This is a genomic window from Dermabacter sp., from assembly GCF_032550575.1.
In the GTDB taxonomy this organism is placed as follows: Bacteria; Actinomycetota; Actinomycetes; order Actinomycetales; family Dermabacteraceae; genus Dermabacter; species Dermabacter hominis.
Map to the genome: position 1 here is coordinate 23,144 of NZ_JAWFZC010000006.1, position 20,251 is coordinate 43,394.

Consider the following 20,251-nt stretch of genomic DNA (forward strand, 5'->3'; position numbering starts at 1 on the left):
GCTCCGAGCCTCCAGTATCGCTATCTCAGCGACGTTGACAAAGTCTCGGGACTCCCCATATGCTAACAGCAGTCATCAGACGTCTGATGTCTCCGTACGGGGAAGTATCCCCTCACCCCCTTTGCAAAGGAGCAAAAGTGAGCAACTCACGCACTGTCTCTCGCCGCTCAGTTCTTAAGACCGGCGCCCTCACGGCAAGCGCCGCGGGTCTGGTCGCCGCCATCACTGCGTGCGCCCCCTCGGACAAAAAGTCCGGCGGCTCCGGAGGGTCAGGCGCCAGTGCCGGCAAGGCTAACGCGGACGGCACGATCAAGGCCTCGATCTCCTACGAGCTCGGAACCAACGGCTATGACCCCATGACCACGACCTCAGCACTCACAATCGCGGTCAATTGGCACACCCTCGAAGGCCTCACGGAACTCGACCCTGCAACAGGCGAGGTTTATCCAGCACTCGCGTCTGAGCTCCCGAAGGGCGACAATACGACCGTTGATATTGAGCTCCGCAAGGACGCTAAGTTCCATGACGGCTCCCCCGTAACCCCCGCGGACGTCGTATTCTCCTTTGAACGCGTCCTCGACCCTGCCAATAACTCGCTCTACTCGCAGTTCATTTCCTTCATTGACTCGGTCAAGGAGAATGGTGACAACGGGGTAAGCATCGCACTCAAGCATCCCGTTGGCCCACTTGCCGAGCGCCTTGCTGTCGTCAAGATCGTCCCGAAGGCCGCCGTCGAAAAGGACGCCGCCGCATTTGACGCAAACCCCATTGGCACGGGTGCGTGGAAGATGATCGATAACGGTGCTGCTTCAAAGATCGTGAAGTTCGAGCGTAACGATGACTACACCGGGCAGAAGCCGGCGCGCGCGAAGACGATGGAATGGCAGGTCATCCCCGACGCTGCGACTCGTACTAACTCGCTCCAGTCAGGTGATGTGCAGGCGATCGACTCGGTTCCCTACCTCTCGATCGATGCTCTCAAGTCCGTCGCAACCGTCGACTCCGTACAGGGTTTCGGTCTTCTTTTCGCGATGTTCAACAACACCGAAGGCAACCCCTTCGCTAATGTCAAGAACCGCCAGGCGTTCCTCTACGCGATCGACATGGACAAGGTCATCGAGACGGCCCTCGCTGGGCAGGCGACCGCTGCCACGTGCTTCGTGGACAAGGAGAATCCGGCTTACAAGGAGGCCGCGACCGTCTACTCGCACGATGCCGACATGGCTAAGAAACTCTTTGGGGAAACCGGTCTCACAGAGTTCCGCATGCTGTGCACCGACCACGACTGGGTCCAGCAGGTGACACCCATCATTCAGGAATCTCTCAAGGCAACCGGCGTCACCGTGCACTTCGAGCAAAAGCAGTCGGCCGAGGTATACACGACGATCGACGGTAAACCGGAAGCCTACGACGTCGTAATCGCCCCCGGCGACCCGTCGGTTTTCGGCTCCGATGCTGACTTGCTCATGCGCTGGTGGTACGCGGGTGACACGTGGACGGATTCTCGCATGCACTGGAAGGGTAGCGAGGCTTACAACCAACTCCAGGAGCTGCTCGATAAAGGCATCCAGGCGACTGAAGAGGCCGCTCAACTCGAAGCGTGGCACGCCGCTTTCGATCTCATCTCGAACGAGGTTCCGCTTTACCCGCTGTTCCACCGCAAGACCCCGACCGCGTACAACGCTGAGACCCTCATCGACTTCAAGCCGATTTCACTCACGGGCCTGAGCTTCGTCAACGTCGGCACGACTCTCTAACCGAGGTCCCCACTCTCGCCGGGAGGCGAGGTGTTCCCACTCCACCTCGTCTCCCGGCCCACGCGCCAGCAATGGCGCTCATTTCTAAGGACAAAGTCGCATGGCTCAATTCGCAAGACTCATTGGCCGAAGGCTCATCTCCCTGCCCTTCATGGTCGTTGGGGTCGCTCTGCTCGTTTTCATCGTGATGAGCTTTTCCAACGTAGACCCGGCACGGCTCGCACTCGGCGAAGCCGCCTCGGCCGAAGCCCTCAACAACTACCGCGAGCTACACGGCCTCAATGATCCGCTTCTCGTGCGGTTCTTCTCATTCCTCGGCGGGCTTTTCACCGGGGATCTCGGCACCTCTTCGGGCGGTGTTCCCGTGACCGAAATGGTGGCGCAGGCCTTCCCACGAACCCTAGAACTGACCTTCCTCAGCCTTATCATCGCGGTCATCCTTTCGTTCACACTGGGCGTCCTCGCTGCGCTCTATCGCGACACCTTCGTTGACCAGATCATCCGCGTGCTTTCGATTGCCTCGCTTGCTACCCCGAGTTTCTGGCTGGCGATTCTCCTTATTCAATGGCTCGGCGACATTCCTGGCGGCTGGGGCTTCTTCCCTGCGCTTGTCTCGGGCTGGACATCCTTCGCTGACGACCCGCAGCAATATCTTCTGAACATGACGCTCCCCGCGATCGCGGGAGCTATTCCCGTTGCAGGATCGCTCACTCGCGTCGTTCGTACCTCGATGGTGGAAGAACTCGACCGCGACTACGTGCGCACTGCGATCGGCGCCGGCATCCCCTACCCGATCGTGATCTCTCGAAACGTGCTTCGCAATGCGCTCATCACACCCGTGACAGTGCTCGGTCTTCGCGTCGGCTACCTCATGGGTGGTGCGGTCATCATCGAGATCATCTTCAACATTCAGGCAATGGGCAAGCTCATTCTCGACGGTATCCAGCGCAACGACGTGTATCTCGTGCAGGGCGTCACACTCACCGTGGCCATCGCATTCATCGTCATCAACTTGCTCGTCGACATCCTTTACGTGCTCATCAACCCGCGGATTAGGAGCATCTAATGCGACCAAATCTTGACGCAAAACTCCAGCGCTCCTCGGGCGGCACCCTCAAAGCGCTCAGGGGCCTCAACCCCATGAACGTCCTCGCGGCGGTCTTTCTCGCGATCCTGATCCTCGCGGCGATCCTCGCCCCGGTGATCACAACGCACGACCCACTCGCGACTGGCATGCCCGTGAAGCCACCGAGCGGCGAGCACTTCTTCGGAACCGACCAGATCGGGCGAGACGTGTTCGCGAGGGTCGTGTATGGCGCTCGTTCCTCCCTCATCATCGGTTTGAGCGCAACGGCGCTCGCCCTCCTCATCGCGGCTGTACTCGGGTCATTTGCGGCAACAGCCCACAAATGGGCCTCCGAAATCCTCATGCGCTGCCTCGACGTCGTCATGTCCATTCCGGGTATCGCGCTTGCCGCAGTTTTCGTTGCCGCGTTTGGCAACTCCTTGCCAGTACTCATCATGGCGATTGGCTTCCTCTACGTCCCGCAGCTCTCGCGAGTCGTGCGCGCCAACGTGCTTTCGCAGTTTGGCGAAGACTACGTGAATGCTTCGAAAGTTATGGGTGCCGGAATCCCCTGGATTCTTGTCAAGCACGTCGCCCGCAACTGCCTCGCCCCGATTCTCGTGTTCGCGACAGTCCTGGTCGCCGATGCGATTGTGCTCGAGGCTTCGCTGAGCTTCATCAACGCGGGCGTGCAACCGCCGAACCCGTCGTGGGGCAATATCCTTGCGCAAGGAAAGCAGCTCCTGTTGTCGGGGTACTGGTGGCCCACCTTCTTCCCAGGCCTCATGATCCTTATTACAGTCCTGAGCCTCAACATTCTTTCGGAAGGGATGACCGACGCCTTCGCCTCACCGCGCGTAAAGACGATCGTCGACGTCGCGGCCGACGAAAAGAAGGCACAGGAAGCACCCGAGGCAAGCCTCAACACGCTCGGCCTCATCGATCCTGCGAAGGCGCGCGCGAGGCTCCTGGAGTCGCTTAACAAGCTCCATATCAAAGAGCGCGAGCGCAATGATCGTCTCATTTACGAGGGTGACCCAGAAGCGGCACCACTCCTCGATGTCCGCAATCTTCGCGTCTCATTCCCGAACGCTCACGGCGACGTCGACATCGTTGACGGAGTGAATTTCACCATCCGTCCCGGTGAAACCATGGGGCTCGTCGGCGAATCGGGCTCCGGCAAGTCCGTCACGTCGATGGCGATCATGGGCCTTCTGCCCAAGACTGCCAATGTTCGAGGCACCGCGACGCTCGAGGGGAAGAACCTACTCGACATGAATACGCGCCAACTCAACGAGATGCGTGGACGTGAGATGGCGATGATCTATCAAGACGCACTCAGCTCGCTCAATCCGTCTATGCTCATCAAGAGCCAGATGGCGCAGCTCACCAAGCGTGGCGGGACACGCAGTGCCGAGGAGCTCCTTGAGCTCGTCGGGCTCGACCCAAAGCGCATACTCAAGAGCTACCCACACGAGCTTTCGGGCGGCCAACGCCAGCGCGTGCTCATCGCGATGGCCCTTACGCGCGACCCCAAACTCGTGATCGCCGACGAGCCCACGACGGCGCTCGACGTGACCGTCCAAAAGCAGGTCGTTGAGCTCCTCAATCATCTGCGCGAGGAACTCGGTTTCGCCATGCTATTCGTGAGCCACGATCTCGCGCTCGTCGCCCAGCTCGCGCACAAGATCACGGTGATGTACGCAGGTCAGGTTGTCGAGCAAGGCACCACGACCGAGGTGCTGACAGATCCTCGACATGAGTACACGCAGGGCCTCCTCGGTTCAGTACTCTCGATCGAAGCTGGGGCCGAACGGCTCCACCAGGTCCAGGGCACTGTTCCCTCCCCGCGCGAGTTCGTCGCGGGTGACCGCTTCGCGCCGCGGTCCTCGACCCCGGAAATTGGTCTCGCGGAGAAACCACGACTGTGGGACGTTCCCGGTACCACACATCGCGTCGCTTCCACCGTGGGGCTTCCCGAATCTATCGTCGCCGCCCGCCCTGCGCGGGATGCGGCAACGAGCGCACACAGGGGTGATCAGGAATGAGTCACAGCATCACATCACACACGGGTCGCGAAAGTTCCATACACGACCCAAACGACCCGCCCGTCCTCGACCTCCAGGACATCCACGTCGTGCACACGCTGCGCACGGGATCAATCCTCAAACCCGACACAATTCGCGCGGTCGACGGAATCAGCGTCCAGGTGCGCCGCGGCGAAGTCATCGGCATTGTCGGTGAATCCGGCTCTGGCAAATCGACTCTTGCGAACGTGATGTTGGGGCTCCAGCAGCCTACGAGTGGAAAAGTGTTCTTCAAGGGGAACGATCTGCGGCGCAGTCGCTCGGCGCGGCGTGAACGTGGTCGAGCAATCTCGGTCGTGTTCCAGGATCCGTCTACAGCGCTCAACCCACGCATGATCGTTCAGGACACCCTGATGGATCCACTTCGCGTGCATGGTATCGGCACGGAACGGCAGCGCCTGGCGATGGTCAAGGAGCTCGTGCGCCTCGTGGGCCTTCCGCAATCTGCACTGTCGGTTTTGCCGCGGCAAATCTCGGGTGGTCAGCGACAGCGCGTCGCTATCGCGCGCGCTCTCGCGCTCGAGCCAGACATCGTCATCGCGGATGAGCCGACTTCGGCCCTCGACGTGTCGGTACGCGCGCAGGTGCTCAACCTCCTGACCGACCTTAAAAAGGAACTCGGGCTTGGACTCGTGTTCATTTCCCACGACATCAATACGGTGCGGTTCGTTTCCGACACGCTCATCGTAATGAATCGCGGCAAGATCGTTGAGTCGGGTCCGAGCGAAGAAGTGTTCCGCAATGCCACGGATCCATACACTCAGACCCTTCTCGCAGCGGCGCCCGCACTCTTATAACGCTCGACACCACACGTGGAGGCGGGAGCCCATCGCTCCCGCCTCCACGTGTGTCCTACGCCTCTACGCGGGTGCTTTGCGAGCCGGTAAGCCACGTCAGCGGAATCTCCGTGAAGAAGAGACCGTGCCACTCGCGCTCCCACAGCAGCCCAATGTTGCCGTTCGGCAGCTGAGTCATCGATTGATAGACGTAGTGGCGGGGATTGAAGACGCGATTGTGGGGCCATGTGCGCGCGCCGTCCATGCTAAGCCTGAGAGTGCCGCAGCCGCGAAAGGGCAAAAGAGCACTGGCATTGGCGAACACCACTGCCTCTCGACCGTCCATGTCGATTCGCACAGCGTTCGGTTGGCTAAAGATCTCCGTAAGCTGCGGATCATACGAGACACTCGACCAGGTCTCGCCACCGTCAGTGCTACGTGACACCGCAACGTTCCCGGAGGGGTGTTGATTGCGTGCAAACACGACAAGCTCGCCTCCTTCCACTTCCACGATGCTCGACTCATAGAGCGATGCCTCGTCACACCCACGCCACTCGCGAGAGTCATTTGGAGAGCCACCGAGGCGCCAGGTGTGGCCCGCATCATCACTCAGAAGGGCCGCACACGCAAAGGAGGACCCGGATGTATCGCTGTAGTACACGGGCATCACGAGCCGCCCGGAATAAGGCCCGTTTTCCACGCATACACCGGTCCCGGGTGAAGCCCCAAGGAACGGCATCCACGGCTCCTTGACCTGAGGATTCAGATCGATGGGTTCACTCCACGTCTCTCCGTCGTCGTCGCTTACCACCATCCACAGGTAACTCGTGGGCATGACTGTGAGGGGCGGAGCGGTGAGTTCATCTCGAGCGGTTTCGACGTGCCCGAGCTGGGCCGCGCCATCACGCAGGCAACCATCAGAATCGAGCATGAAATCCGTGGGAGATCCCGAAGCCGAACGAACCGTGCCATCGCTGCCAGCGACGTACTGCTCCCCCTCAGAGTCGAGCAAAATCCGCTTTCCCTCGGGGGTGTAGCCGGTACCAGCAATCGCATTCAGCTGACCAATCGCCCCCGGGAAATGATCAAAGAGCGCGATGATGCGCCCACTCTCGCGGTGTTGGACGAGGACGGGGTCGGTTGCAGAGGCTCCCTTTAAACCCGCTCCAATGGAGCGCACGATCGTGCGCAGCGGTCCCCAGGTGCGGCCACCATCGGTGCTGCGCCGAATGACGAAGTTTATGTGATTCGGGCTGTCGTTCGGGATGCTGATGCGCTGGTCGGCTCCCGCGATAAGAGTCCCTCGATGCGTAGTGAGCAGGGCGGGGATTCGGTAACTTTGAGCATCCTCATATCCGAGATCGAAAAGCGCTTTCGTGTGCAGCGGCTCAATACCGCAAAGATGCTTGATGTGATTATCGGAAAGTATGCGTGCGTAGATCATCGCGGTTTGCGCCTCACCGAAGAGCCGCGCACCGTCGAGGTCCTGTCCCACGGAGATGCGATCGACTCCATCGACGTCACTGAAGAAGCACACGCCCGCGCTTCTCGCGACCTCGTAGCCATCGACGTAGAGGGTGCTTGCACCGTAGCCGGTTGTGACGACGAGTTCGTGCCAGTTGCCGTCGTCCCATTGACCGTACGCCTCGAGTTCGCACAGAGTCTCTTCCGCCTCGATCACGCGGTACACAATGTTTCCGCGTTCGATCGAAAGGGCGAGTTTTCCATTACTTCCTCTGGCTTCAAGAATAGTTCCAGCTTGATGCCTACCACGAACACGAAATCGTACGCGAATTGAGCCTTTAGAAAGTTTTCCTACCCGTTTAGCATCCCGGTTAGAAAGGCGAGAGGCAGCGAACTCCACGAATGGTTGAACAGCTATCGCTTTCGCGAGAATTTCGCGGGCTTCAAGTTCTCGAGGGAGGTCGAGCATACCTTCTATACGTGGATCACCGAGCTGATTGATCAGAGTTTCGCCCTCGCTAGACTCGGGCCACGCAAGCGTCGAGGTGGAGCAAAAGACTTGGTATCCGTCGAGGTAGAGATTCGTTCCATTCGCGCTTCGAGTGAGCGACAAGGTATGCATCTCGCCGTCGTCAACGTGGTCGGCGTCCTCGGCATCGAGGGTTCGTCTTGCACCGTCGCGGGAAATGTCTACCACGAGGCGAGAGTTGCGGATTGATATTTCCAGTCGAGAATTTTTCGATTCGCGCACTAGAAGCGTCCCACTTCCGTGTGAAACAAATGCGAAGTGGAGGCTTGATGCATCCTGGAGCATTACCTCTTTCACGTGCGAACGAGGCACCGTTTCCATGTCTTTTCTCCATTTTTCACTAGTCGCCCGCTAATCATCACGAAACTCATCGGAGTGACGTCGCGCACAGCTCCCGAACACTGAACGCCTTGACGTAACTCCCCACTCACTCTAGTCTGTTGTCAGACATCAGACATCTGACGTCTGGTTACATGAGCTGGACCGTCGGCAACGAAGCGGCGGAACCTCGAACAGAAGGATTTTTTGCTATGGCCCCCCAGGGACGCCTCGCGGGCGTTATCCCGCCCCTTGTCATTCCACTCACAAATTCCCGCGAACTCGATGTCGAATCTCTCGAGCGCCTCGTCAACCACCTGATCGAGGGCGGCGTCGACGGGATTTTCGCTCTCGGATCTTCGAGTGAAGTCGTATTCCATACAGATCGCATGCGCGAGCAAATCCTTGAAACCGTTACCGGTGTGGTCGCCGGCCGCGTCCCCGTTCTCGCCGGCGTGATCGACACAGAAACGAACCGCGTTCTTGAGCATGTCAAAACTGCTCAGAAGTACGGCGTAGCAGGCGTCGTCGCGACCGCGCCCTTCTATGCCATCACGGGCCCAGCCGAGATCGAACGTCACTTCCGAGTACTCGGTGAACACGCCGAGGTTCCCGTATGGGCCTATGACCTGCCGGTATGCGTGCACGTCAAGCTGAGCCCACACATGCTCGTGGCGCTTGGCAGCGAAGGACTACTCACGGGCGTCAAAGATTCCTCAGGCGATGATGTGTCATTCCGACGGCTGACCGCCATGAATCGTGCCGCGGGCAGTCCGCTGAGCGTGCTCACGGGACACGAAGTTGTCGTAGACGGCGCTTACCTCTCCGGCGCTGATGGATCGGTGCCGGGCCTCGGCAATGTCGATCCGGCGGGCTACGTGCGCATGCACAAAGCCTTCGTGGAAGGGGATTGGCAAAAGGTACGAACCGAACAAGATCGCCTTGCCGCGCTGTTCGAAATCGTGTTCCAGCCCGTTGGCAAAACCGGCCCCGCCGCTGGCGTCGGCGCATTTAAGACGGCGCTTCGCGAACTCGGGCTGTTCGCCACGAACATGATGAGTGAACCGATGACCCCAATCGAGGGCGAATCGGTTGAAAAGATCCGCGGAATCCTCCAGTCAACCGGTCTTCTCAAGTAGGCAATCATGACTGCCGGGCCCACGCGCGTGCTCGCCGTTGATCTCGGCGGGACTAAAATCAATGCCGCCGTGGTGGTTTTCGAGGAGGGCGCGGCCGCACCTTCCCTCTGCCAGGTAGCCACGACTGCGACGCCCGCCCGCGACGGCGCGAAGGCCGTTCTTGCCGCATCACTTGCAGTCGCCCGCGAGGCCCTTAGCCTCGCCGGCGACGATGAGGAGACCCTCAAAGCCATCGGAATTGCTTCGGCGGGCGTGATCGATACAGCACGAGGGCTCGTCACCGCCGCCACCGATGCACTTCAGGGCTGGCCGGGCACGAATCTTGCGAGTGTTTTCCGCGCTGAGTTCGGCGCACACACCCGCGTCCTCAACGACGTTCACGCGCACGGCCTCGGAGAAGCCATGTTCGGCGCAGGCAAGGACCGCGATTCGCTACTTCTCGTGGCCGTTGGCACGGGCATCGGTGGCGCCTTCGTCACCCACGGGGAAGTCCTTACGGGTGCGCGTGGCGCCGCTGGCCACATCGGGCACGTGCGTACCGCGGGGATTCCCGGTGTCGAAGAACTCGTGTGCACATGTGGGAGGCGCGGACACCTCGAAGGGTTTGCGTCTGGTCCCGGCATCGCGGCCGAGCTCACGAGGCGCGGAATCCCCGCAGCTTCCACACGCGAAGTCGCGGATCTCGCGAACGACGGTTCGACAATCGCTCTCGAAACACTCATCGACGCGGGCCGTCTCACCGGCCGCGCAATAGGCGACCAACTCAATGTCGTCGACCCCCACGTCGTCGCAATCACGGGAGGCGTCGCTTCCGCGAGCGGCGCCGCCGGTGACGGGTGGTGGGCTGCGCTTCGCAAAGGTGTGCGCGAGAGTGCCATGGATGCCGTCGGAAATACTCCCATCGTGCCCGCAAGCGCGGGCAACCACGCGGCGCTCCTTGGTGCCGCACATTTCGCACTGACTGAAACCGCCACGGAAGGCTGAACCATGCACCCCATCGTCAAAGCCCTCGAGGGCTCCCTTATCGTCTCGTGTCAGGCCTACCCGGGCGAGCCCATGCGCGATCCGCGCACGATGGCGCAGATTGCCGCGGCCGTTGAACAGGGCGGAGCAAGCGCCGTTCGTGCGCAGGGTCTCGACGATATTCGCCAGGTGAAGGCTGCCGTGAACAACGTTCCCGTGATCGGCATTTGGAAGGACGGAAACGAGGGCGTGTTTATCACGCCAACACTCAAGCATTGCGAGGCAGTTCTCGATGCGGGTGCGGACATTCTCGCGCTCGATGGGACGCTTCGTGAGCGTCCCGATGGGCTCACTTTTGCCGAAACTGTCGCGCGGATTCGTGAACGAAGCAAGGCACCGATCATGGCTGATTGCGATAGCGAGGAGTCCGCTCTTGCAGCAGCCGAGGCGGGCGTCGACATCATCGGCACGACCCTCGCGGGATATACGGGAGCGCGCGAGAAGACCGACGGTCCCGATCTCGAGTTGCTCGCGAGCCTCGTGGAGAAGTTGCCCGGGCGCGCCGTCGTTGCCGAAGGGCGCGTACACAGTCAAGCCCATGCGGCGGCATGTCGCGAGGCGGGAGCATTCGCAGTCGTGGTGGGGACCGCAATTACGCACCCGACGTCGATCACGACGTGGTTCGATGCCGCCGTGCGCGGAGCCGGTGAGCGAGCATGAATGCCGCGCCGGTGTGGATCGCGGGGGCTTACGCCGCGCTTGAGCCTGCACTCACGGGTGAGCGAGCCGAACAGGATACGCGTGAGCTTTACTCGGCGCTCGCACAGCCCAAGGGATTTGATGGTCTCGAGCTCCCCTACCGCTCTTCGCTGCCCAATCTCGCGCTCGTCAAGGGTGCACCGTTCACGCAGCACGTCATCACGGCAATTCCTGGGACGATGCAGCGCCTCGCGAAAGCCCCTTCCTTCGGCCTCGCCTCTCGAGATACCGACGGTCGGGAGGCGGCGCTCGACTTTGTAAGGGAGATTGTGCGGGCCTCACGCGAACTCGAGGGCGCTGTCATGGCGATCGAGATTCACTCCGCTCCCACTGATCACGCAGATTCGAGCGCCTTTGCTCACTCACTTGAGACGCTCATGAGAGAGCGGATCGAGGGCGACCCCGAGTTCGTGATCGAGCACTGCGATGCCGCTGGCTCGCCGTTCCCGGGCGAAAAGCGCTTCCTTCCTCTCGAGGAGGAAGTGCGCGTCGCGAAGGAGACTGGGGTGGGCATCGCGCTCAACTGGGGTCGTTCGGCGCTCGAAACCCGCGATCCTCAAACACCACTCGAACACGTGCGCTATGCCTCGCGAGCGGGGGTTTTGCGGGCGTTCATGGCCTCGGGCGCGGGCGCCGGCACCCCGATGTACGGCGCTCAGTGGGCCGACACTCACCTCCCCCACGTCGACCATGAGCCTTCGTCACTGTTGACGGACGACGCACTCACCTCGTGCATGTCCGCTGCCGTAGGCAACCTGCTTTATGCAGGCGTCAAGATCCAGACCCCTCGAGGGCTCACGGCTCACGAGAGGTCTCGCGTGCTTGCACGCGTCGCGGAGCCGATGCGTTCCGCCTTCAGCCGCGCGGGATAGCCCGCACGACGCCTCACGAAAAGGAGTCCAATGATGAATTCCCCCCTTTCCCTTCGAGCGAGAGGGCTCGCCTTTGGCGCAACGGTGGCACTTGCGCTCGGCGTACCAATGTCGGCGCTCGCGGCGCCTTCTGACTCGCCAGGAGCGGCCGACGCTCCCGCGTCCGAATCGAGTTTCACATCGCAACGCATCGCTATGGGCGGTGAAGGTGGGTTCGGCAACTACCGCATCCCTGCCGTCATCCAGCTCAAGAACGGCGATGTCCTTGCTGCTTACGACGGCCGACCGACGGGCACCGATGCACCCGGACCAAATTCGATCCTCATGAGGCGTTCGACCGATGGTGGAAAAACTTTCGGGCCCCAAACCGTGATCGCCGCAGGCAAGGTTGAGAAGCCGATCCACGGCTACTCGGACCCTAGCTTCGTGTACGACGAGGAAACGGGAAATCTTTTCACGTTCTTCGTGCACTCGAAGGACACGGGTTTTTGGAATAGCCACGAGGGCAATGATGATGCTGATCGCAAGGTCATGAGTGCTTCGGTGGCCGTGTCGAAGGACAATGGCGAGACGTGGGAGCTTCGCTCCCTCACCGAAACGGTCAAGCCTGAGGGCGTGCGCGCGACGTTTGCGACAAGCGGCCACGGTATTCAAATCAAGAACGGTACTCACAAAGGACGTCTCGTGCAGCAATACGCAGGCGCCTTCACCGATGGAACCGTGCGCGCCTACTCGGTGTACTCCGATGATCATGGCGCCACGTGGCACATGGGCACGCCCGTGGGAACGAAGATGGACGAAAACAAGGTTGTGGAGCTCGCTGATGGCACGCTCATGATGAACTCGCGTGCTCATGACACGTATACCGCGCGCTGGGTCGCCTATTCGAAGGACGGCGGCGAGACGTGGAGCGAACCGTCGCTCGACCACACTCTCACTGATCCGCGCAACAACGCGTCGATCATCCGCATGAACCCCGCGGCCGCTCCTGAGTCACGCGCGGCACAGGAACTGCTCTTCTCGAACGCCAACTCCTCGAGCGGCCGCACGAACGGCAGCATCCGCTACTCGTGCGACTCGGGCAAGACTTGGCCGACGGTCACCACGTTCAATGCTGGGGACACGTCGTACTCGGATCTCGTCGCGCTCGAAGATGGTTCTTTCGGTGTGTTCTACGAGTCCGCGAAGAACGAGCAGCGCTACGGTGCGTTCACGAGGGAGTTCCTGAATCCCTTCTGCGCGGCCTTTGGCGAGGCAGCTGCCGATATCGGTGCGGGAAGCACGAGCGAGGTCACATTCACTCTGCGCAATGACGACACCCGGGATCTCACCTCTGGCACGGCGACTGTCGACCTTCCAAAGGGCTGGAGCGCACCTACCGTGGAAACCCCGGCGCTCAAGCCGGGTGAGAGCACGACGGTCACTCTCAAGGTTTCGGCTCCCGCATGGGCTCCAAAGTGCGAAGTGCACGGCGACGTACGCGTCGCGGCCGCCGACATCACCGTTCGCGGGGATCTCGATCTCAACGTCATCAACACTGCACCCGATACTCTCGGCGCCACGATCGTGGGAACGCCTGGTGAGCCTGAACGCGACCTCGTGAAAAATCCCTACAAAGTGGGTGACGAGGTCCCCTACACATTCCGCGTCGATTCGACGGCAAACGTCACCGAAACCGTGACACCGGTCTCCAGCAACCTCTCTCCGCTCGTGCCGGAGGGCCCCGGCAACTGTCGCTGGCGCGATCTCAAACCCGGTGATGGGTACACGTGTTCCACACCCCGCTACACGGTCACTGAGCAGGATCTCGAACGTGGCTATTTCATTCCCGAAAGCACGTGGGAACTCACGCGCAGGGGTCTCGATCCCGTCACGATCACCGTCACCGGCGAGAAAGTCTGGCTCGTAGCTCCCGACGAAAAGCCCGCAGAACCGCCAGCCGAAGAGTCGGACGACAATGCGGGCGAGGAACCGTCGGACACCCCGACCGGCGAACAACCTGACCCGGTTGAGCAAGGTGACCCGACTGAACCAAACGAACCGAGAGTGCCGAGCGAGGATGCCCCCGCAATCTCCGAGAATGACCCGGGTCGTGCGAGTTCGGAGAGCTTCGAGCCCCAGCAGGCACACGACCAGGCAGCAAGAACACCGCGGGCGGTAGGCGCAAACACGGGGCAGAGCTCAATGCCCTCCCGCACCCTTCCGCGCACGGGTACGTCAGCACTGCTCATCGCCAGCACCGCGACGGCAGTCCTCGCCGCAGGAATTGCGCTGACGTTCGGAGCACGCGAGCGCGGAAAGCACTAATCTCGCCATCTCGATCCACATTGCCACGCAAAAGAAACGGGCGGCTCCGCCGACAAGGCGGAGCCGCCTCAGTTGTGTGAGCAACCGTCGGAGCCTTCTCAAGGGCCCACGCGCCGCCTGCGTGACGAAACCGTCCCTTCCGAGACCCCTTCCGGCATGACCTGGCTCCGCTTGACGCCGTAGGCTTGGGGTATGACTGCACCGGAACTTGCCCTCACTGAACGTTTCCAGAATGCCTTCGCCGAGGCTTTCGGCGAGGAATACCGCACAGCTGACCCGATTATCAGGCCGGGGAAGTTCTCGGACTTCCAGTGCAACGCGGCGATGGGCCTCGCGAAGAAGCTCGGCGCGAAGCCGCGGGACCTTGCCCAGCAGATTCTTGACAACGTCCAGCTTGACGACATCGCGGAGACGCCCGAGATTGCCGGACCGGGCTTCCTCAACATCACGCTCAAGACCGAATGGGTCGCCTCCCAGGCGGCTGGGCTTCACGAGGATGAGCGCCTTGGCGTCACGACCCCCGATGAGCCAGAGACGATCGTCATCGACTACTCGGCGCCGAACGTCGCGAAAGAAATGCACGTTGGCCACCTGCGCACGACGGTCGTGGGCGATGCGCTCGCACGCGTGCTCGAGTTCGAAGGCCACAAGGTTGTGCGCCAGAACCACATCGGCGACTGGGGCACGCCGTTCGGCATGCTCATTGAACACCTGCTTGAAGTGGGCGAGGATTCGGAAGAGGCGAAACTTCTCGAGACCGACCCGAACGCGTTCTACCAGGCGGCACGCGCGAAATTCGATGCAGATACGGAGCAGACCGATTTCGCGAAGCGCGCGCGTGCACGAGTCGCGACCCTGCAGTCGGGCGACGAGGCAACGCTCGCGATGTGGACGAGGCTCGTGGGGCTCTCGAAGCAGTACTTCCACCGCATCTACGACATGCTCGACGTGACCCTCACCGATGAGGACCTCGCGGGCGAATCGACCTATAACGACGCGCTCGCGGGCGTGTGCGATGACCTCGAGAAGGCAGGGATCGCGCGTGTCTCGGATGGCGCTCTGTGCGTATTCCCGGCTGGATTCACGGGCCGCGACGAGCAGCCTCTTCCGCTCATCATTCGTAAGTCCGACGGCGGCTACGGTTACGCGACGACCGATTTCGCGGCGATTCGCCACCGCGTGAATGACCTCGGAGCAGACCGGATCGCGTACGTCGTGGGCTCCTCGCAGGAGCTTCACTTCCAGATGGTTTTCACGACTGCGCGCGAGGCCGGTTGGCTCCCCGAAACCGTCGATGCGGAGCACGTGAAGATCGGTTCGGTTCTCGGCGAGGATGGCAAGATCCTCCGCACACGCTCTGGTTCCTCGCTGCGCCTCATGGCGCTCCTCGAGGAGGGCGTCGTGAAGGCTCGCTCCGTGATCGACGAGCTTCGCCCTGATCTTCCCGAAGACGAGCGAGCCACAATCGCTCGCCAAATCGGCATCGGAAGCATCAAGTACGCGGACCTCTCAACCGCGCACGATTCCGATTACGTGTTCGACCTCGACCGCATGCTCGCTCTCCAGGGCAACACGGCGCCGTACCTCCAGTACGCGGTCGCGCGCATCCGCTCGATCCACCGCAAAGCCGCTGACCAGGGAATTTCCTCGGAGCAGGTCGATGCGGCAGCACCGCGCGTCGTTGATGATCCGGAACGCGCCCTTGCCCTTCAACTCTTGCAGTTCGCGCCCACGGTGGCGGAAGTCGGTGCCCAGTACGTGCCTCACAAGCTCGCGGCGTACCTGTTCGACCTCGCGCAGGCATTCATGAGCTTCTACGAGAAGTCCCCGATCCTCAAGGATGCGTGCGAAGACGTGCGCCTCGGCCGCCTCGCTCTCGCAAAGCTCACCGAGCGCACTCTCGTTGCGGGCCTGGACCTGCTCGGTGTGCAGGCTCCCGCGCAGATGTGAGTCGGCGCGGCCCGCGCGGCCGCGGCGTTATTTCCCGAGGGGCTTCTCGAGGAACCCCTTTTGTTCCTCGAGGAGGCGGGCCATGTCGTCACCGCGGCGGAGCCTCGGGGTGACGCTGATTTTCCCGGGGATCTCGCGGTAGGTGAGGTCGATTCCCTCGCGGTCGAACTGGTGCGTGACGATCCGCGAATCGGTGAGGAACAGGTCCTTCGTGCCAACGCTCAGGTGCACGGGCGGCAGGCCTTTGAGATCGCCGTTGAGCGGCGAGAGCGCCGGATCATCGAGCGGGGTGCGCCCCGCATACTTCTTTGCAGCGAGCTGCATGATGCGGCGCTCGTGCACGGGGTCGTGCTGGTTCGTTTCGCTCAGTTCGAGATTGGTGAATTCGAGATCGAGCAGGGGGTTCATGAGCACGATGCCGGCGGGCTTAGCCTTCGCGTTTGCGAGGCCACCGTCGACCCTCGTGTTCACGAGCGAGGCAAGCGACAGTGCGAGCCCCGCACCACTCTGGTGACCGGCGACCGCCCAGTTGCCCTGGGTGATGAGGCCCTCGGCGGCGAGTGCCTTGATAACTTCGAAGGTGTCCTCGAGGGCCGTGGGGTGCATGTAGTCGGGGCCATAGCGGTAGTCGATGAGGAGCCCCGCGCACTCGCGCTCGTCGACCTGCTTGCTGAGCCACTCCCAGTCGCCGACGAACGGTCCCGCCATGTAGCTGCCGCCGTGGAGGTACACGATGATGCCGCGATCGGCCTTGTGCTTGTCGAGCCACACGGTTCGCGTGCGGTTGATCAGTTCGATGTCGATCGCGTGCCGTTTCTGCACGGGTGCGGGTGGCTTGGCAATTCGCACCTTGCCGAACCCAATTTCGTACACGAAGTTGGGAAGCGGGGTGCGCGTGAGTGTGCGGCCCGCGATGGCGGCGTAGTGCTTGATGCGACCCATGGTGGGATCCTCCTGGCTCGATGCGCGAATCACCTTAAGGCTAGTGTTTCGACCTTACGAGATACTGGCTCCATGACTTCTCACGTTGATGTTCTCGTTGTCGCGGCGATGGCTGACGAGGCTGCCGCCGTTTCGTCCCTCTGCACAAACCTTCGCGCGGTCGCTCACCCATTTGCGGGCGGCGGGAAGGGACGCGGTGCGGGCGCGTCCGGCGAGGTAAACGCATCGGTGGGCACACTCGAGTGTGCGGGCTCCGGAGCGCAGGGGTCCGACGGTTGCCAGGCTCCTATCGCGCTTGTGACGACGGGCGTCGGCACGGCAGCCGCGAGCGCCGTGCTCGCGTGGGCCGTGGGCGAGTTTTCGCCGCGCCTCATCGTAAATGTGGGCAGTTGCGGTGGCCTCGCTGAGGACATCACCGTGGGCACGGTCGCGATTGGCTCTTCCTATGCGTATTCGATCGCGGAGGCCACGGCTTTCGGTTACGAGACTGGCCAGGTACCGGGTGCTCCCGCACAGTTCGGCAGGGAGGAGTGCGAGACGCGTGCACGCCGCGCCCTCGAGGCTGTCGAGGCGGCGGGCCTTCCTGCTCGTGCGGGCCTCATGCTTTCAGGCGATGCCTTTGTCACGGCAGACATCGCTGACGGCATGCGCGCGAAGTTCCCGGGCGCCATCACCGCCGACATGGAATCGTGTGCGTTTGCGCATGTCGCGCACCTGATGCAGGTGCCGTTCCTCGCGCTACGCGCGGTCAGCGATCTGTGCTCACCGCGGGCGAACGAGGAGTTTCATATTGGCCTCGAGGTGGCTGCGCAGGCGTCGGCCCAGGCCCTCGCGCAGGCGCTGCCTGCCCTGCGGTAGGCCACCCCTCCCTCCCCTTCCCCTTCCCTTTCTCTCCCCCTGCTTCCCCTCCCCCCTGTCTCCTTTCCCCTTCCCCCTATCTGAAAGTGGTGAAAAACCGCCACCTCACGCGCAAAAACCGACTCCTAACGCCGTGTTTCACCACTTTCCCCACTCGCGAGATCGGCCGAACGTGAGGAGCCCGGCCGACCAGGCTTCGTGGTGAGGACGTTCACCGAAGGGCGCTTCCAAAACCGCTTTTCATGTACGGTAGGGAGGCAAGGACAGCCCTAGGGGCTGTTTTTTATTGCCTTTTACCCACATTGAAGGAGGTTGGCCTTGACGAGCGCAACGGCCACAAAACCCACGCGCCCCGAAACCCCGCCCGGCGAGAAAGGGCCGCGGCACTACGGCATGGCGAAGGGTGTCTTTTACCCCTCGGCCGCGATCATCATCGTCGCGGTGCTCTTCTCCGTGCTTCTGCCCGATCAGTTCAACACCGTCGTGAGCACCATCAACTCGACGATCGTCGCGAGCGTCGGGTGGTACTACATTCTCGCGGCCACGTTCTTCGTCGCCGCGGCAGCTGTACTCGCGTTCTCTCGGCTCGGCTCGATCAAGCTCGGCAAGGACGACGAAGAACCGCAGTACAGCCTCATGTCGTGGTTCGCGATGTTGTTCGCGGCCGGCATGGGCATCGGCCTCGTATTCTGGGGGGCTGCTGAACCTCTCACCTTCTTCGCATCAAACCCGCCGCCGAACATCGCGGAGCTTCCCGATGCGGCCCGCGCGCCTAAGGCTATGGCGCAGGTGTTCCTTCACTGGGGCCTGCACGCGTGGGGCATCTACGTCGTCGTAGGCCTCGCCGTTGCGTACGCAACGCACCGTCGCGGCCGCCCGCTCTCCGTGCGCTGGGCGCTCGAGCCTATCCTTGGCCGCCACACCGATACGTGGATCGGCAACGTCATTGACACGATCGCCGTTATCGGCACCCTCTTCGGTGTCGCAACCTCGCTCGGCTTCGGCGTGAACCAGATTTCCGCGGGGCTCGTGCACCTCGGTTTGCTGCCCGATAACCCGTGGCTGCGCTTCGTCATGGTCATCGTCATCACGGGTCTCGCGACCCTCTCGGTCGCCTCGGGCCTCGAGAAGGGCATCAAGTTCCTCTCGAACACGAACCTGATTCTCGCGGGCGTGCTCCTCGTCATCATGCTGATCCTGGGGCCAACCCTGTTCCTGCTTCGTGACTTCGTGTCGGGAATTGGCAATTACCTTCAAAACTTCATCTCGTTGAGCCTTCAGACCCTGCCGTTCTATGGCGATGAGGGTGCGTCCTGGCTCAATGGCTGGACGACGTTCTACTGGGGCTGGTGGATCTCCTGGTCGCCGTTCGTGGGCGTGTTCATCGCGCGTATTTCGCGTGGCCGCACCGTTCGCGAGTTCATCATGGGCGTCATGCTCGTGCCGACCCTCGTGACGATTCTGTGGTTCACGGTCATGGGCGGCACGGCCATCTACAAGAGCGTGTTCGAAGGCGTCAACTTCCTCAACGCCGAAGGCGGTATCGACAAGGACCTCGCACTCTTCCAGGTGTTCGAGACGATGCCCGCGAGCAGCCTCCTTTCGGGTCTCGCGATTCTTCTCGTGACGATCTTCTTCGTCACCTCGGCGGACTCCGGCGCGTTCGTGGTCGACATGATCGCGCACCGCGGCGATCCGGAACCGCCCCGAGGCACCCGTATTTTCTGGGCTGTCACGAGCGGTGCGATCCCCGCGGCACTCATCGGCATTGCGGCCTACACGGGCTCGGGCGACGCATCCGGCATGAGCGGCCTTCAGGCGCTTGCGCTGATCGCTGCGCTTCCGTGGTCGGTCGTCATGATCGCGATGGTCGTCTCGATGTTCCGCGCCTTGCGCCACGAGGTCCGCATGATCGAGCGTCTCGAGCTGCAGATCCGCCGGCGCGAGCTCGTCGAGCACGTCACGGAACACGTGACCGAGCACGTCACGGATGAGGTCGCCGACAGGGTGTATGAGCGCGTGGCCACGGAAACGGGCCAGCTTGAACTCCCGGCGGTCGACGCGAGTGAGGCAGCCCCCACCGAGGGCGCCCGCAAGCGCGGTTTCCTCGATCAGTTCACACAACGCCACAAGGACTGATCCGTCACAGAAGGGGCGTGGCGCTGAGCTCATTGCGGCTTCGCGCTACGCCCCTTTCGCTCTCCCTTGGGCCCTTAGGCCCTCTTTTCGCTCTCCTAGGTAGTTAGGTTTAAGTCATGACTACCTCAAGCGCGGCGTATTCCAAACGCCAATTCAACGTGCAGCTGCCGATCGAACTCATCACGCAGATTAAGCACGCGTCCATCGACGAATCGATGACCCTCTCGGAGTTCGTCGAGGAACTCCTGCGCGCCGCATTGAAGGAGCGCACAGCCCCCACAGACGAGAGCGCGGCTGCAGCTTAAAGGTGCCTGGTTCCGACGGC

At 61.8% G+C, this 20,251-nt stretch carries 15 protein-coding genes; 13 read left to right on the top strand and 2 right to left on the bottom strand.

Features of this window, described 5'->3' with window-relative positions:
- The first annotated feature begins 137 nt into the window (after positions 1-137).
- The 4 genes from E6X30_RS07985 (at position 138) to E6X30_RS08000 (ending at position 5,707) form a co-directional block, all read left to right on the top strand.
- Positions 138-1,757 carry an ABC transporter substrate-binding protein gene (locus E6X30_RS07985; protein ID WP_016663382.1) on the top strand — a complete coding sequence of 540 codons (1,620 nt, stop codon included), beginning with the start codon at positions 138-140 and terminating at the stop codon, positions 1,755-1,757.
- A gap of 100 nt (positions 1,758-1,857) precedes the next feature.
- Positions 1,858-2,823 (top strand): ABC transporter permease, encoded by a 966-nt coding sequence (locus E6X30_RS07990; RefSeq protein WP_016663383.1) that lies wholly within the window; start codon positions 1,858-1,860, stop codon positions 2,821-2,823.
- On the top strand, positions 2,823-4,871 hold the full coding sequence (locus E6X30_RS07995; protein ID WP_016663384.1) for a dipeptide/oligopeptide/nickel ABC transporter permease/ATP-binding protein: 2,049 nt from the start codon (positions 2,823-2,825) through the stop codon (positions 4,869-4,871). The genes E6X30_RS07990 and E6X30_RS07995 overlap by 1 nt, the downstream gene beginning before the upstream one ends.
- Positions 4,868-5,707 (top strand): ABC transporter ATP-binding protein, encoded by an 840-nt coding sequence (locus E6X30_RS08000; protein ID WP_016663385.1) that lies wholly within the window; start codon positions 4,868-4,870, stop codon positions 5,705-5,707. Before E6X30_RS07995 ends, E6X30_RS08000 begins: the two co-directional genes overlap by 4 nt.
- A 55-nt stretch (positions 5,708-5,762) precedes the next feature.
- Here the strand turns inward: E6X30_RS08000 and E6X30_RS08005 are convergent, their stop codons facing one another.
- Positions 5,763-8,000, bottom strand: a complete 2,238-nt coding sequence (locus tag E6X30_RS08005; RefSeq protein ID WP_016663386.1) for a sialidase family protein — start codon at positions 7,998-8,000, stop codon at positions 5,763-5,765.
- Positions 8,001-8,209: 209 nt separating this feature from the next.
- Here E6X30_RS08005 and E6X30_RS08010 point away from each other — a divergent pair, with 209 nt between their 5' ends.
- The 6 genes from E6X30_RS08010 to argS all read left to right on the top strand — a co-directional run bounded on the left by E6X30_RS08010 (position 8,210) and on the right by argS (position 15,987).
- Positions 8,210-9,136: a dihydrodipicolinate synthase family protein gene (locus E6X30_RS08010; RefSeq protein WP_016663387.1), complete on the top strand. Its 927-nt coding sequence runs from the start codon at positions 8,210-8,212 to the stop codon at positions 9,134-9,136.
- Between the two features lie 6 nt (positions 9,137-9,142).
- Entirely contained in the window at positions 9,143-10,120 is a 978-nt protein-coding gene (locus E6X30_RS08015; protein ID WP_016663388.1) for an ROK family protein, read from the top strand.
- Between the two features lie 3 nt (positions 10,121-10,123).
- Entirely contained in the window at positions 10,124-10,819 is a 696-nt protein-coding gene (locus tag E6X30_RS08020) for an N-acetylmannosamine-6-phosphate 2-epimerase (protein ID WP_016663389.1), read from the top strand.
- Complete coding sequence (locus E6X30_RS08025; protein WP_259893993.1) at positions 10,816-11,730, top strand: DUF4862 family protein; 915 nt, start codon at positions 10,816-10,818, stop codon at positions 11,728-11,730. Before E6X30_RS08020 ends, E6X30_RS08025 begins: the two co-directional genes overlap by 4 nt.
- A gap of 30 nt (positions 11,731-11,760) precedes the next feature.
- Entirely contained in the window at positions 11,761-14,037 is a 2,277-nt protein-coding gene (locus E6X30_RS08030; RefSeq protein ID WP_316335997.1) for an exo-alpha-sialidase, read from the top strand.
- A 192-nt stretch (positions 14,038-14,229) separates the two neighbouring features.
- Positions 14,230-15,987 carry an arginine--tRNA ligase gene (gene argS / locus E6X30_RS08035; RefSeq protein WP_316335998.1) on the top strand — a complete coding sequence of 586 codons (1,758 nt, stop codon included), beginning with the start codon at positions 14,230-14,232 and terminating at the stop codon, positions 15,985-15,987.
- Between the two features lie 27 nt (positions 15,988-16,014).
- Here the strand turns inward: argS and E6X30_RS08040 are convergent, their stop codons facing one another.
- Positions 16,015-16,929: an alpha/beta hydrolase fold domain-containing protein gene (locus tag E6X30_RS08040; RefSeq protein ID WP_316335999.1), complete on the bottom strand. Its 915-nt coding sequence runs from the start codon at positions 16,927-16,929 to the stop codon at positions 16,015-16,017.
- A gap of 72 nt (positions 16,930-17,001) precedes the next feature.
- Between E6X30_RS08040 and mtnN the strand changes: the two genes are divergently transcribed.
- The 3 genes from mtnN to E6X30_RS08055 all read left to right on the top strand — a co-directional run bounded on the left by mtnN (position 17,002) and on the right by E6X30_RS08055 (position 20,231).
- Positions 17,002-17,787 (top strand): 5'-methylthioadenosine/S-adenosylhomocysteine nucleosidase, encoded by a 786-nt coding sequence (mtnN, locus tag E6X30_RS08045; RefSeq protein WP_316336000.1) that lies wholly within the window; start codon positions 17,002-17,004, stop codon positions 17,785-17,787.
- A 318-nt stretch (positions 17,788-18,105) separates the two neighbouring features.
- Positions 18,106-19,926, top strand: a complete 1,821-nt coding sequence (locus E6X30_RS08050) for a BCCT family transporter (protein ID WP_316336001.1) — start codon at positions 18,106-18,108, stop codon at positions 19,924-19,926.
- A gap of 116 nt (positions 19,927-20,042) precedes the next feature.
- On the top strand, positions 20,043-20,231 hold the full coding sequence (locus E6X30_RS08055) for a hypothetical protein (RefSeq protein ID WP_016663396.1): 189 nt from the start codon (positions 20,043-20,045) through the stop codon (positions 20,229-20,231).
- Positions 20,232-20,251 lie beyond the last annotated feature (20 nt).